Annotated in this window: 12 protein-coding genes and 2 pseudogenes; all 14 read left to right on the plus strand. The window is 34.3% G+C overall.

Annotated features, from left to right (window positions below):
• The first annotated feature begins 146 nt into the window (after positions 1 to 146).
• On the plus strand, positions 147 to 473 hold the full coding sequence (locus tag J0N78_RS01020) for a nucleoside triphosphate pyrophosphohydrolase (RefSeq protein WP_209121144.1): 327 nt from the start codon (positions 147 to 149) through the stop codon (positions 471 to 473).
• 45 nt (positions 474 to 518) lie between these two features.
• Complete coding sequence (locus tag J0N78_RS01025; RefSeq protein WP_209121145.1) at positions 519 to 1,505, plus strand: HNH endonuclease; 987 nt, start codon at positions 519 to 521, stop codon at positions 1,503 to 1,505.
• A gap of 285 nt (positions 1,506 to 1,790) precedes the next feature.
• The gene (locus tag J0N78_RS01030; protein WP_247747044.1) at positions 1,791 to 3,476 is read left to right on the plus strand and encodes a DUF262 domain-containing protein; all 1,686 of its coding nucleotides are present in this window, start codon (positions 1,791 to 1,793) and stop codon (positions 3,474 to 3,476) included.
• Between the two features lie 452 nt (positions 3,477 to 3,928).
• On the plus strand, positions 3,929 to 4,612 hold the full coding sequence (locus J0N78_RS01035; RefSeq protein WP_209121146.1) for a hypothetical protein: 684 nt from the start codon (positions 3,929 to 3,931) through the stop codon (positions 4,610 to 4,612).
• 108 nt (positions 4,613 to 4,720) lie between these two features.
• Positions 4,721 to 5,641 carry a winged helix-turn-helix domain-containing protein gene (locus J0N78_RS01040; RefSeq protein ID WP_209121147.1) on the plus strand — a complete coding sequence of 307 codons (921 nt, stop codon included), beginning with the start codon at positions 4,721 to 4,723 and terminating at the stop codon, positions 5,639 to 5,641.
• A gap of 80 nt (positions 5,642 to 5,721) precedes the next feature.
• Positions 5,722 to 6,594, plus strand: a complete 873-nt coding sequence (locus J0N78_RS01045) for a gamma-glutamylcyclotransferase family protein (RefSeq protein WP_209121148.1) — start codon at positions 5,722 to 5,724, stop codon at positions 6,592 to 6,594.
• A 1-nt stretch (position 6,595) separates the two neighbouring features.
• Positions 6,596 to 7,123: a hypothetical protein gene (locus J0N78_RS01050; protein ID WP_209121149.1), complete on the plus strand. Its 528-nt coding sequence runs from the start codon at positions 6,596 to 6,598 to the stop codon at positions 7,121 to 7,123.
• A gap of 308 nt (positions 7,124 to 7,431) precedes the next feature.
• Positions 7,432 to 9,362 (plus strand): annotated as a pseudogene (locus J0N78_RS01055) (3'-5' exonuclease).
• Between the two features lie 6 nt (positions 9,363 to 9,368).
• Entirely contained in the window at positions 9,369 to 9,887 is a 519-nt protein-coding gene (locus J0N78_RS01060) for a hypothetical protein (protein ID WP_209121150.1), read from the plus strand.
• 72 nt (positions 9,888 to 9,959) lie between these two features.
• Positions 9,960 to 10,628 (plus strand): annotated as a pseudogene (locus J0N78_RS25600) (Dph6-related ATP pyrophosphatase).
• 352 nt (positions 10,629 to 10,980) lie between these two features.
• On the plus strand, positions 10,981 to 11,439 hold the full coding sequence (locus J0N78_RS01075; protein ID WP_209121152.1) for a hypothetical protein: 459 nt from the start codon (positions 10,981 to 10,983) through the stop codon (positions 11,437 to 11,439).
• Complete coding sequence (locus tag J0N78_RS01080; protein WP_209121153.1) at positions 11,427 to 11,714, plus strand: YxcD family protein; 288 nt, start codon at positions 11,427 to 11,429, stop codon at positions 11,712 to 11,714. Before J0N78_RS01075 ends, J0N78_RS01080 begins: the two co-directional genes overlap by 13 nt.
• Positions 11,698 to 12,189 carry a hypothetical protein gene (locus J0N78_RS01085; RefSeq protein ID WP_209121154.1) on the plus strand — a complete coding sequence of 164 codons (492 nt, stop codon included), beginning with the start codon at positions 11,698 to 11,700 and terminating at the stop codon, positions 12,187 to 12,189. Before J0N78_RS01080 ends, J0N78_RS01085 begins: the two co-directional genes overlap by 17 nt.
• Before the next feature lie 237 nt (positions 12,190 to 12,426).
• Positions 12,427 to 13,146, plus strand: a complete 720-nt coding sequence (locus J0N78_RS01090) for a hypothetical protein (protein WP_209121155.1) — start codon at positions 12,427 to 12,429, stop codon at positions 13,144 to 13,146.
• The last annotated feature ends 132 nt before the right edge of the window (positions 13,147 to 13,278 follow it).

The raw sequence follows: 13,278 nt of genomic DNA on the forward strand, positions 1-13,278 counted from the left end.
GACGAGTCTACAAGCTTTTTGTTTTGTAAAAAGTAAAAGGAGGGTTTTGAGTGTACACAAACATAGGTAATGCTATAACTCCGCCTTCACGCTACTAAACCACTATGCTAAACTGTAAATATCTACATAAAAAGGAAGGTTTTCTTATGCCAATTTATAACAAACTCGTTCGCGATAAAATACCTGAAATCATTCAAGCTACGGGAAAAGGCTACCACACAAAGCAGTTGGATGATGTGGAATACATAAAAGAATTAAAAATGAAGTTAAATGAAGAAATCGCCGAATACCAAGAAGCGCAAACCGATGGACAAGCCATCGAAGAGCTGGCCGATGTGCTTGAAATTATACATAGTCTTGCGAAAGTTCATGGATCCGCCATGGAGGAAGTGGAGTCAATACGAAAAAAGAAAGCAGATGATAGAGGAGGCTTTCAGAAGAGGGTTTTCCTAATTGATGTGGATGATGAGTAAAATCATCTTCTTTTTATAATTGGTGGTCCGTTTAGGAGGGGTGTAATGAGTCATAAATTAAAGGTCGGTGAGTTAAAAGAATTCTATTTGACGGACGAAGAGATTTGGCGAATATTTACAGTCGTCCTATCTAGTAAATCGGTGAAATCCTCTACATATAAATATGCTTTAGTAAAATCTCTAATTGAAAACCTGTACCAGGTGAATGATCAATTTGAATTGACATATGACCAATTAGCGTTCTCCTTTACTAAGATTTATTGGAACTTAATTGTGCATCACCAATTGATCCATCAAAATAGAGGGAAAACTGCAAGAGTAGTGACGATCATTAAAGAGGAACAAACTAAGCATTCAATTCCGTCAGAAATGATCTTCGATAAAATCGATGAAACTTTACAGGTGAGACTAGTAAGACAAGTTAAAACAACAATGAAAGAAAATGTTTACGGTGCACTCTATGGAGACACAAGGGGGAAATTCTACGCATTTGATCATAAACAAGAGGTCTTAAAGTTAAATGCAGCTGTTCATAGTTTCATGCTAAATTATCAAAGGCTTATTGTGAACCTTACGAACTATCATATGGCGACAATGATTGAAGAATTAAATGAAGTCCCAAGTATTAATTATCTACTTGGAAAGGTAGAAAGCATTGCAAGGCGTTCCTCATTACGTCCATTTGAAAAAGTATTACTACATTACTTTAATGCAGATTGCTTTTATTGTAGTAAGACTCTTACTGGAGCGAAGAGAGAAACACATGTCGATCACTTTATTCCATGGTCGTTTGTCCAGTCGGATCATATCTGGAACCTTGTTTTATCCTGTAACAAATGTAACAGTTCCAAAAGTGATAAGTTACCAAAGAGGAACTACCTGGAGTACATCATCGAACGGAATGACGAGTTAAATGATAAAAAAGAGGACGCTACTATCACAAATTTAATGAAAAACTACAAGCACAAGAAAATCATTATGCTTTATGATTATTCCATTAAAAATGGGTTTGATACGGTATGGACTCCATGATGGATTGAATTAATGGGGTTATTTCACAGGAAGTTTTTCGTTGGGCAAAGAGTTCCACAAATGCTCAAATAAAATCTTTGGATCATTTAAGAAGGTGAGTCGAGTTATTTACTTATTTCTAGATGAATAAGTATAAGTTAAGCAGGTAATTGAAGAATTCTTTTGCATCTTTTATAGGGATTATCGAATTGCCATTTAGTATAATTTGTAAAAAGGGCGTTGTTTGTGGGTATAATATAATAGTATATTTATATCTGTTACTATAGGTTTATTGGGGGGAGTATAATGCCGATAACCAAAAACGAAATAGATGCAAAAAAGAGTAATATTACAACTATATTTTCAGACTTTTGGTTTGTAGTCCCTGAGTATCAAAGGGCCTATGTTTGGGATAGTGACCAAGTAAATGAACTATTGGATGATTTATGGTTTGCTTTTGAAAATAAGAAGGACAGTGAATATTTTTTAGGTTCACTTGTATTGAAAAATTTAAATAATACTAATTTTGATGAATATGAGATATTGGATGGTCAACAACGCCTAACAACTTTGTTTTTATTAATGGGGGTTATTCGCGACAATGTTTCGAATAATTTACTAATCGAATTTTGTTCAAAAAATATTTATCAAGAAGAAAATCCATTTGCTGGTGTCCCTGCAAGAAAGCGAATTGTATATAAAATTCGTGGTGAAGTCGATGAATTTGTGAATACATATATCAAAAAGGTTGATGGTACAAAAAAGGTAAATGAACTAGAAGACATTTTAAAAGAATCAGAGCAGCTTACTATTAAGAATATGGCTAATACTATTTTAGTTTTATCGGAATTTTTTGGGACAAAATCCGAAGAAGAGATTACTGATTTTGCTCAGTTTCTATTTAAGAAAGTGGTTTTTATATATGTTTCTACAGAAAATCGTGAAGATGCATTTCGACTTTTTACTATCTTAAACAATCGAGGATTACCATTAACTAGTTCCGATATTCTAAAGTCAATTAATATCGGTGCGATTGAAGATGAAAATGAGAGTAAGTTGTATGCCAAAGCATGGGAAGAGATGGAAGGGCAACTAGATGATGAATTTGATAGGTTTATTTCTTTTGTAAGAACAATTATTGTCAAAGATAAGGCAAGGTCTAATTTATTAGATGAATTTGAAGAGAAAATTTATGGAAAGCAAGTGTTGAAAAAGGGTAAACCAACGATTGACTTATTCAAAAAATATAAGCTGTATTATGATAAATTATTAAATTTCGAGACAAGCGAGATTACGAATGAATACAAAAATTTAGTGACTATAATGCTTATAGGTCTCCCCTCAAGAGATTGGATTCCACCACTCTTTTATTTTTACTCTAAATATGGAAAGGAACATCTTACTACATTTCTAAAACGGTTAGAGAATAAATTTACTGGTGATTGGATCTCACAATTAACTCCAACACAACGTATTGATAATATGAACAAAATTTTAAAACAAATAGAGGCAACTACAGATTCCGAAGAATTAATTCGAAATGAAGAATTGTTTACTATCGATAAAGTGTATCTACGTCAAGTTTTAAGTAGGAATGTATACGGTAGACGTTTTGCGAGATATATTTTGCTTAAGTATGAATTTTTAATTAGCGATCATACCGTCCATCTGTCTGATTATAAAACAATTAGTGTAGAGCATATACTGCCACAAAATCCAAAGGCTGATTCTAAATGGGTACAAGTGTTTAGTGAAGAAGATAGAAAAGAATGGGTACATAAATTAGGGAATTTAACATTGATAAGTATGAGAAAAAATACACAGTTAAATAACCTTGATTTTGTAGAGAAGAAGAAACGGTATCTAAAGAAACGAATTGATGTCTTTAGCGGCAGTAAAATCTTTATTCAAACAAGTGATGACTGGACAATTGATACAATTAAAGATCGTCAAGATGAAATGCTTAATAAGCTTGTAAATGATGGATTTTAATGTTTAACAGCTTTTAAAACTAACTTGATCAATCTTTATAAAAATTTATTCCACAGTAGGAACAGTAGATGAAGAAACAATAAGAAACTATATTGCTAACCAATTCAATGAAGAAAAGAACGACATATTCACGGGTGAAGATTAAGTTTAGTCAATATTTAATGTGCTTAAGGCAATTATACGGATACCCAGGTGCAGTGGTTCTTCAATACGAGGAGTTATCTATGGACCAAGTTCCTAAAATTCAAAATGACCTTGTACACAAGATTCGGAGAACTTCCCCAAGGAACAGTCGAACAACTCATGCATCATTTGTTAGAAGAAAAACGAGAACTCGCGTTAAATGTCATTGTGCCATTTAACGAAAATGAGTTGAAAAAATTGGTCGTTGAACAAATGAAGAGTAACGTTAACGTATAATGTAAATTTTTCTCAAGGGGGAGGAGAATTAATTGGGAGCGGAAAAAGTAAAAGCCAACTTTCGTGTGACCGATGAAGGTGTCGTTCATCAAATTAAAGTAACCGAAATAAATATAAGTGAGTTAAAGAAAATCGATCAATTCTATCAAATCAATCAAAAAAAGAAGAGTAAAAGCGGAAGTGAAATAGAGGTTATTGCCCGTATAAGTAAAGGCTTAATAGAAAATAGGAAAAATAAAAAGGTAGATTATGCAAAAATAATGTTTGAAAAAGGCCACTTAGCCATTGAATTACAAAAAACCATTTCCGTTAAAAAACAAAAATTAAAAAGAAAAGATAATTATTATATTATATCACATGAACTGAAATCAGCTCTTTTCGAAGTAACAGTAAATCATAAAGTTGCAGTAAATCGTTTATATGAAAATGTAATTTTGAAATTTGAAAAAAAAATGAGCCCCCAGAAAAAGGTAAAAGCAAAAAAAGAACCTAATAAGCCTATTAAAGCGCCCGCTGCCAAACCAAGCTCAATTGAAGTTAAAATCTGGACCGCAAAGGATACATCCTATAGAAGATGCGAGCATTGCCATTATTATAATTTCCGTCAAAAAATGTGTGGCTTATTTTCCAAAAGAGTCGAGGCAAACAACGCCTGCAAGCGGTTTTATGCTCCGAGGTTTAAAACATATTCTGGGGGAGGGTTTTCGCCGAGGTAAGCGATTTTTTTTAGGTTTGAAGAATGAAAATAAAAGAAAATATTAAATTTACTCTCTGACTATGTTGTAACTATATTTTATTAATCCATTGTAATTGGGGTGTCGCTATTGATTGATCAAATTAGGAATTGGAAAAAACGTGAAGGTTCTATAAAGGAATCGGTATGGCTATCTGAAGGTGTTAAAATCTTTCGAAGGTTAGTGGATGAAAATCCTAGAAATATAGAATACAAGACTGATCTGGCAAGGCTTTTAATTCGTAGTGGAACCGATGAAAAACTGAAGTATGTCAACTTAATGAATGCAAAGCGTTTATTTAATGAAGTATTAGAGCTTTTCCCTAACAATGGGGAGGCATTATATCGATTAGGACACATATATTACGAAAGTGATGAATTTAAAAAATCTATCGCATATTTTACAAGTGCAGTCAGACAGTCTTTGTCTGATATACGATTGTTTCGAGCATATTGTGCCATTTCTAAAGCCTATTATCACCTTGGAGAAGACGAAAAATCCAAAAACTATTTGCAACAGGCTATTGAGGTGGATAAGGAAAAAAATTTCACCAGTGAAATTAATGAGGTTAGAAGTTTAACTACGCAAAATGGCCTTCTTAGAAGACTTGTTCGATATTCAGACGGAATCAATCAATTTCTTACAGTAGAACAGGCAGAAAGGTTGCGTAATGATGCTGATTCTGATGGAGAAGCCGTATTAGACCTAAGTCATTTTCGTCCCTCATTTATTGGTCCTATAGATGTAGCTTCACTAGAAAGAAAAGAAGCGGAAATATTAAGTTACTTAATAGAGAGGGATTATAAATTTGTTAGTACAGACGAGCTATTAAATGTTTGGGAAGAGGGAGAGCAACCAGAAATCGGCACAATCAGAGCCAATATTTCAACGCTTAGGAGAAAGTTAAGAGGTTGCTTAACAGACGATAATAACGAAATTATTTTATCCAAGAGAGGGAGTGGCTATCGTTGGATATGTTCTATTCCTACGAAAATTATAAAACAATTATAAATCAAGACATTTAAAGGTTGGGGGAATCCCAACCTTTTCTGTTTATAATCAAGTTATCAAAATTGAAGGAGTGAAGAATGATGATTAAAGTATTTGTTTATGGAACTTTGCGTAAAGGAGAAGCAAATGACAAACTTTTAAAAAGTGCGACATGCATCGCTGAGCAGTGTTGGACAAATGGATTACTGTATGACACAGGATATGGCTACCCAGCTATGAAACAAACACAATTTTCTCGACTTTATGGAGAATTATACGCATTAACAGAAGCTGATTTAAAAAGACTTGACCAACTAGAAGGATATACAGCAGGCGGTACTAATAACTTATATGAAAGAATTGAACAAACCGTTTATACAGACAAAGGTTCTTCTATTGCTTACATGTATGTGGCTAGTAAAGCCAATTTATTAAAAAGGAAAATACCAAATGGTGATTGGAAGGAGTACAACCTTTTGTTAAAGCAAAGTGAAAATGTACTTTATTTTGCATATGGAAGCTGCATGGATCAAAAACGAATTTGTGAGGCTGGGTTCGCCCATCATTTCCGAAACATGCTTGGAGTAGGTATATTAAATAACTATACTCTTAGGTTTACTAGGAAATCAACAGAAGACGGAATGGGGCGTGCTGATATCGTAGAAGAAGGTGGAAGAGTTGAAGGAAAAGTATATGACATTCCTATTAAAGTTTTAGAAGAATACTTGTATGGTCGTGAAGGCGCACCAAAAGCATACCGCCCTACTTTTGTATCGATTGAAATGAACGGAAAAAATGTTCAGGCACTAACCTTTGTAGTAACAAACAAAATGGAAGAAATAGCTCCTCCTCAATGGTACGAAGAGGAAATTCTTCTAGGTGCAAATGGTTATTTATCAGTAGATTATATTTCTAAACTAAAAGGTCATATGAACTCTTTAAAAAAATCAAATTTTAAAATTGGAGGTATGTAAGATGGCTACTTTTACTTGTCAAATTCTAATTGGACAGAAGCATTCGTATGATAGTGGAATTATAAATATATCCCATACTCTTTATTTATCAGAAAATAGCAGACCTGCATGGATACTATCACCAATAGATGAGCTCAATGCGAACAAGCAAATTCAACAAAAAATAACTTGGATTCCGACACTAGAAAACATGCTAGAAGATGCATTAGTCATGATTGGACTGAATGTATTAAAAGATAAGCAGCTTATTTCATTGGCGAATCAGCATTTTAAGCATCCGAATAAGAACTTTATTGAATTGTATAATGATGTAAATTCTGTAGGCTTACAAGAACTATATAAGCAAGCCAGGAAAATAGAAAGCCCCCATAAAGTAATAATATCTGTATTTCAAGGTTCATCAATAGTAAAGCAACTCCCTGTTTTGAAACATTATGAAAATGATATTGAGGTATGCAAATCTATTTTCACGAAAGAGTTCTCACTTTGGACTAGGAAATTTGAGGAAATTGGAAGCTTAAATGAATGAAATTTAGTGGTATTGACCTGCTACCCGATTGCCATTCTGACCAGATGCACAGAGAATAACTATGACAGCTTAGAAAAAGCTAAAAAAATATACTATGGAGAAAAATTAATTAACTTCTCCATAGTTTTTTTCTATATATAAGTTCTATATTAAATTACTTAAAATTTGATCTAGGCAGTAGTAAATTAAGATGATGAAATTTTCGAAAAATGCCTTTTTTTGTCAATCAATGAACGGTATAATTGATATAATCAAACTAGGTCGAAGCTACTAGTAAACGTTGAATGTGTTGTAGAAGAGGTGAGAATATGGCTCTATCTGTTCCAGAAACGATCCGACAAACCGCGACAGCAGGAGAACGACTATTATTTCATACTTTAAAAACTGCTTGCCTGATGATTATATCGTATACTACGAGCCTGAAGTCCATGGAAGACGTCCTGATTTTGTTATATTGGGTCCGGATTTAGGCTTATTAGTACTTGAAGTAAAAGACTATACAAAAAATACGCTATTTCAATTAAACCAAGACGAATGGACGATCCAAACGTCAGCTGGAATGCAGCAAACAGTAAAAAGTCCACTCAAGCAAGCGCGTGATTATATCTACCATATTGCAGATGTGTTAAAAAAAGATAAAAACCTGATTCAGCTCGATGGAAAGTATAAATTTAATTTGAAATTCCCATATGGTTACGGGGCCGTTTTTACACGGTTGTATCAAAAAGATTTAGTAGGAGAAGGGTTATATACGGTGCTAGATCCGAATTTAGTGCTGACTCGTGATGAAATTGACCAAGAAAAAGAATCGTTTTCAGAAGAGAATTTAATCGAAAAAATTATGAACATGTTTGTTGTCCCGTTTCGCTTACAAGAACCTCTTTCTCATGAGGACATTCAATCGATACGGTATCACCTGTTTCCAGAAGTACGAATTAGTGCGGAATTTAAGCAGCCTGTTCCGTATCAAGATCAATTACTTTTATCATTACATGATATTAAAATTATGGATCTTCATCAAGAAAACCTCGCCAAACAGCTTGGGGATAAAAACCGCCTGATTCGTAGTGTAGCGGGTAGTGGAAAAACGCTTATATTAGCCAGTCGTGCCAAGCTTTTATCCAAAGATCATCCAGACTGGAAAATTCTCATTTTGTGCTACAACATTTCACTTGCACAAAATATTAGGCAAATGATCTCCCTTATGTTAAAAGAGCCAGATTCGTTGTTTGACTTTGATTTTAGTACAGACTCTAGCGGCCATTCAGGTGGCAATCAAAAAAATATTACCGTCCGAAACTTTCACGAGTGGCTCAAACACGATTTAAAAATTACCGAGGGCATGATCCCGACGGTTCTTGATAAACTTGAAAACAATGAAGCGATTTTACCAAAGTATGATGCGATATTAATAGATGAAGGCCAAGATTTTCAAACGGAGTGGCTTTCTTTAGTAAGCAAGCTGCTTAACCCTTCAACTCAATCACTCCTTCTAGTAGAAGATCGCGCACAAGTCATTTACCCGAGAAAGCGTTCATACATCCAAGATACTGGTTTGAGCTTTCAAGGACGCTCGAAAATTTTGAATATCAACTATCGAAACACAGCACAAATTGTAAAGTTTGCCTGGGATTTTTACCGGACTCATTCTTCGTTACAAAACAAAGTGGTCAATCGAACCATTGATGGAGTAGAAATTATCTCACCGCAAAGTACGAGAAGAAAAGGACCAGATCCAGGAATATTAAAAGCCGAGAATTTTGGAATGGAAATGAAAATCGTCGCAAAACAAATCAAAGTACTGCATGAACAAAAGGCAGTTCCATATTCAGATATGCTAATACTTTATCGTGTCAAACGAACACACAAACTGAATGTTATCGATACGATCAAACGGGCTTTAAATAAAGAAAATCTGCCTTATTATTGGATTACAGAAGACGACCGGAGCAAACGTAATTTCAAAAAAGATGAAGATACCATTAAAATTAGCACTATCGACAGCAGTAAAGGACTTGATTTCCAAGCTGTGTTTGTCGTGAATCTAGAAAACATGCCATTTGCATTAGAAGAAAACAAAGAACGGGAAGTTTCCTTATTATATATAGCAATGACAAGAGCGATCGAATACTTATGCGTATCCTACAGCGGTGAATCTGAGTTCACCAATTACTTTGAAAACGTAAAATCAGAAAGACAACAACTAAAAGAAAAGCAGAGTGAGAAGAAAGGGGGATGATGTTAAATGCCTAACCAAACTGAAGCAATTAATGAAGGGAAATACATCAAGCAACAAGATTCAATTATTATAAAAGATAACAAAAGTAGCAACGATATCAGTGACTCAATAGATAATAATGACTGGATCCATTCGAATACTTTAGGTGGAAAAGCGAAGGCATTTTGGTGGAAGGTGGATCGTGAAGGTTCGCTTATAATCAAAAGAAAATTTAAAAGTGACTCTATCACACAAAAGAAGATTAGCAAGATGGAGCTAGAACAGATTAATAATTACATGAAACAAAAAGATTGGGTGGATCTCGCTAACAGTGTAGACAAATTAAGCAACGGAACGGAAAAAGAAGGACTAGGAAAATTCCTGTATAATGATCTCGGATGGAAAGTTATTGATGCGCAATTAGCTAGTCACATTGGAGTTATTTTTACTTTTATCGATTGTTGGGAATACAATCGGCGAAAAAGAGGGATTCAATTTAAATTGAAAAGATTTGACTGGGAGCACTTATTAGAAGATTACATTTAAAAAAGTTAGTAACCAAGCACTGGGGGACAGGCACCATTTTTAGATAAACATTACAGCTTTTACTTATGCTATATTAGATTTTTCCTTCTTTCTTTTTGGCACTTACTATACTGCTGCTTTTTTCGTGTACTAAAAGAAAACCATGAGGTGACGTGTTTATTATCTATGGTTTCTGAAAAAGATGCTCGAAATCACGCACATGGTATAAAATTGGATATATTGAAATTACAAGCTAAAGCATTAGGACTACCTTTAATTTTGATAGACTCAGAAGAGGAATATGAGGTTTCGCTAAAAAGGTCACTTTCCAACTTAAAAGAGACATATGGAGTAGAAGCTATTGTATTTGGGAGTTTATATTCAAATGAGGATAGAGAGTGGAATGAGCAAGTAGCACAAGATTCAGGAATTGAACCGCTATTCCCTGTATGGATATCGCAAAACTAATCTTCCAACCTTCTTCATGATTTTATATCCTGAGGTTTTCGTTCTGTCGTTTGTCGCGCTTCTACTAAGTTCTTTGACCAAACATGGGCTGGAAGATACCTGGATTGGAGTTTTTATGATGAGATCCATCAAACAGATAGTTGCGTTATGGGCGAAATAGGGGAATATCATACTTTTGTTTTAGACGGTCCCATTTTTCATAAAAAAATTGAAATAACTAAATCAGAAGTTGTATTGAATGCTGGATTGTGGTCATTAGATATCCAGACGTGTCAGGTATTGGACAAAGCATAGTTGTAAATGAGTGTTCAATAAGAGTAATAGAGGACTAACGAGTAGATGTTTAAAACAGAAGATTATAATCGCATAATGTTGAGATTTTTATATTGATAAAACTATATTTATTTGTTAAAGTTATAGCAGTTAATTTAATAGTCCTCTAAAGGGGAGTAGCTTTTACAATATTTGTCGTCATTACAGAGCAGGTGCTCTCGGCAGTATTGGCAACATAGAGTTGTTAGCAAGACCTTTACTATTGGTAAAGGTTATTAATATTTAATTTAGGACCTTTACCGATTGAGGTAAAGGTCTTTTGTATAAAGTGGAGAAAGTATAAAATTCGAAGATGTTGTAGGGGGAATAATAATTGAAAAAGGTATTTGCAGTTTTAATAGCAGCAGTGCTTCTCGTCACACCCGTTGGAAATATTGTTTTTCACGATCAATCAACGGTAGTAGAAGCGAAAAAATATAAGTCAAATAAGAAAAGCTATAATGATACCAGTACGAATAGTACGAATAGTACAAACAACCAATCTAATATTCAAAATAAACAACAAGACACGAATGCTACTAACAATTCTACTAAACCGTCTAATTCAAAAGGAGGATTTTTCTCCGGAAGTCTTATGAAAGGTTTAATGTTAGGTGGACTTGCTGGGTTACTATTTGGAAGTTTATTTGCCAATATGGGTATATTAGGATCTATTCTGGGTTTAATGGTTAATATTTTGGCCATTGTCCTATTAGTTGTCATTATACGTAAAATATACGTTTTGATTCAATCTAAAAAGAAAAAAGAGGAAACACATTCATGGAGAAATTAATTCTTTCTGAACAAGAGATTGTTAATGCAGTATGTGTCTATGTATCTAGTAAAAAACAAGTCAAGCCACAAGAGGTTGAAGTCGAACTAATGTATGATGATGACTATGGTTTTTCTGCTGAAGCCTATGTAGCAGGCAGAAGTCAAATATTAGTTAAAGCTAATTTGATAGAGGCTCTACGTTTATGGCTTGAAAAATATACAAACTATAATCCTTATGCTGGAATTAAGTTAATTCTTGATGATGAAGAGGGGATTATTGCTCATATTAATTAACTCGAAATTTAGTTTTTTAGAAACGGTTGTATTAAATGCTTCAGAGCAATATGGCACAATGATTGAAACAGAGGTAGATATGGAAACCAGTGTTCCAAATGGCGAACGTGTCGTACTCGTTATCCATCCCTTTCAGACGATCTTGAACGGTAGACTAGAAAGCATTCAGTTCTCACCCGTAAAGACGCAAATTTTAGAAACGATCATGTTAAGTGAGACCGGTGTATCGATCCCAGTGATTGCAGAAGTTCTTTGGGGCTATAATGCAGTGGAAATGTCTGATTCTTATGTGCCAAGAATGATAAAAGCGATTCGCATAGATATTAAAGTGACAACAGGAATTGATGGAAAAGAGCTTCTTAAGACGGTCGCAGGAAAATACTTCTGGAACCATCAATTATTAAAAGGAAGCGTTCATTACAAAAAATTGAATAATAGACGTGCAAGCATTAGTGAGGGGATTACAATTATGTAATCCTCTTTTTTTATACTTAAGTTAATAAATGAGGAGGCGGTCCACACTTTTAAACGAAACCAACAAATGAAAGAAGCGGCAGAATCCTTTAGAAAGAGCGAAAATTATGAGAAATTGATAGAGTGGATGGAAGAAATGAGTGCAGTAAAAGAGTGAAAATCAGGATTACAGGATTGTAATCTCCTCGAGTCTATAATAAAGGTATGAAATAAATGGAAGAAAAGGGAGCGATATGACATGGCAATGATAACTTGGGAGCGTATGTTAATAAGAATGGGATTTGTAGTAGAAAAGACAGGAGAAAAGACATTTTCTTTTGTTCATGAAAACGAAGATAATATTCATTTCTTTAAAAAGATACTCAATCACTTAAATATAGAGGGTTCGTTATTTGAATTAGAGTTTAAACCTAAAGAAAACGAGATCAATGAAGAAGAGTTTCTTACAGCATATGAAACCATCCAGGGAGGTGATATCTACTTTAAAGGGGTGGCCAATGTGGAACTGGCAGTACTTGATACGTATATTTCAGGCTTAATCCGTTGGTTAAATTCGGTTGGCTTTAGGACCACGATTTGCTGTGACGGACACGACCGAAGACCTGCACTTATCGGCTTTAAAAATAGAGAACTAGAACCATTATTATTAAACAGCTGCTTAAACCTAATAACGAAAAATGAGTGGGGATGTTCTCCGCGTGGAAACTTAACCGTTAAAGAAAAAGAAGGGAACCGCGTACGAATGGTAAAGTCGAGTCGTTATCGTTTATTAGACTTAGCCGAGTTAATCTATGAAAATCGCACAGTTATAAAAGAATTTGTTCATGCAGGGTTAGTACTTGGAGGCGTTAATATTACGAATGACCACTACAAAATCACACAAAGAGCAGCAAAAATCGGCGAAAGAATCCAATTAAAAAAGAAACGATTGAAACCTAGAGTATATACACGTTTTTAACAGTGAAAGAATTAGTCGATCCTATTCAATGTATTGCAGAAGATGAGGATGGGGAGTTTTTCTATCTATATCATGACGATTATTATGTTGTGGAGGGGGTGTGATTCATTTATTGAATGTTACTTTAAAAAG

Origin of the sequence: Alkalihalobacillus sp. BA299 (assembly GCF_017745675.1) — a bacterium.
In the GTDB taxonomy this organism is placed as follows: Bacteria; Bacillota; Bacilli; order Bacillales; family Bacillaceae_F; genus Alkalihalobacterium.

Bases quoted from the DNA above. Each gene is read 5' to 3' on its own strand.
- J0N78_RS01060 (WP_209121150.1), top strand. From the start codon at position 9,369: ATGCCTAACCAAACTGAAGCAATTAATGAAGGGAAATACATCAAGCAA.
- J0N78_RS01045 (WP_209121148.1), top strand. From the start codon at position 5,722: ATGATTAAAGTATTTGTTTATGGAACTTTGCGTAAAGGAGAAGCAAAT.
- J0N78_RS01050 (WP_209121149.1), top strand. From the start codon at position 6,596: ATGGCTACTTTTACTTGTCAAATTCTAATTGGACAGAAGCATTCGTAT.
- J0N78_RS01090 (WP_209121155.1), top strand. From the start codon at position 12,427: ATGGCAATGATAACTTGGGAGCGTATGTTAATAAGAATGGGATTTGTA.
- J0N78_RS01080 (WP_209121153.1), top strand. From the start codon at position 11,427: ATGGAGAAATTAATTCTTTCTGAACAAGAGATTGTTAATGCAGTATGT.
- J0N78_RS01030 (WP_247747044.1), top strand. From the start codon at position 1,791: ATGCCGATAACCAAAAACGAAATAGATGCAAAAAAGAGTAATATTACA.
- J0N78_RS01020 (WP_209121144.1), top strand. From the start codon at position 147: ATGCCAATTTATAACAAACTCGTTCGCGATAAAATACCTGAAATCATT.
- J0N78_RS01025 (WP_209121145.1), top strand. From the start codon at position 519: ATGAGTCATAAATTAAAGGTCGGTGAGTTAAAAGAATTCTATTTGACG.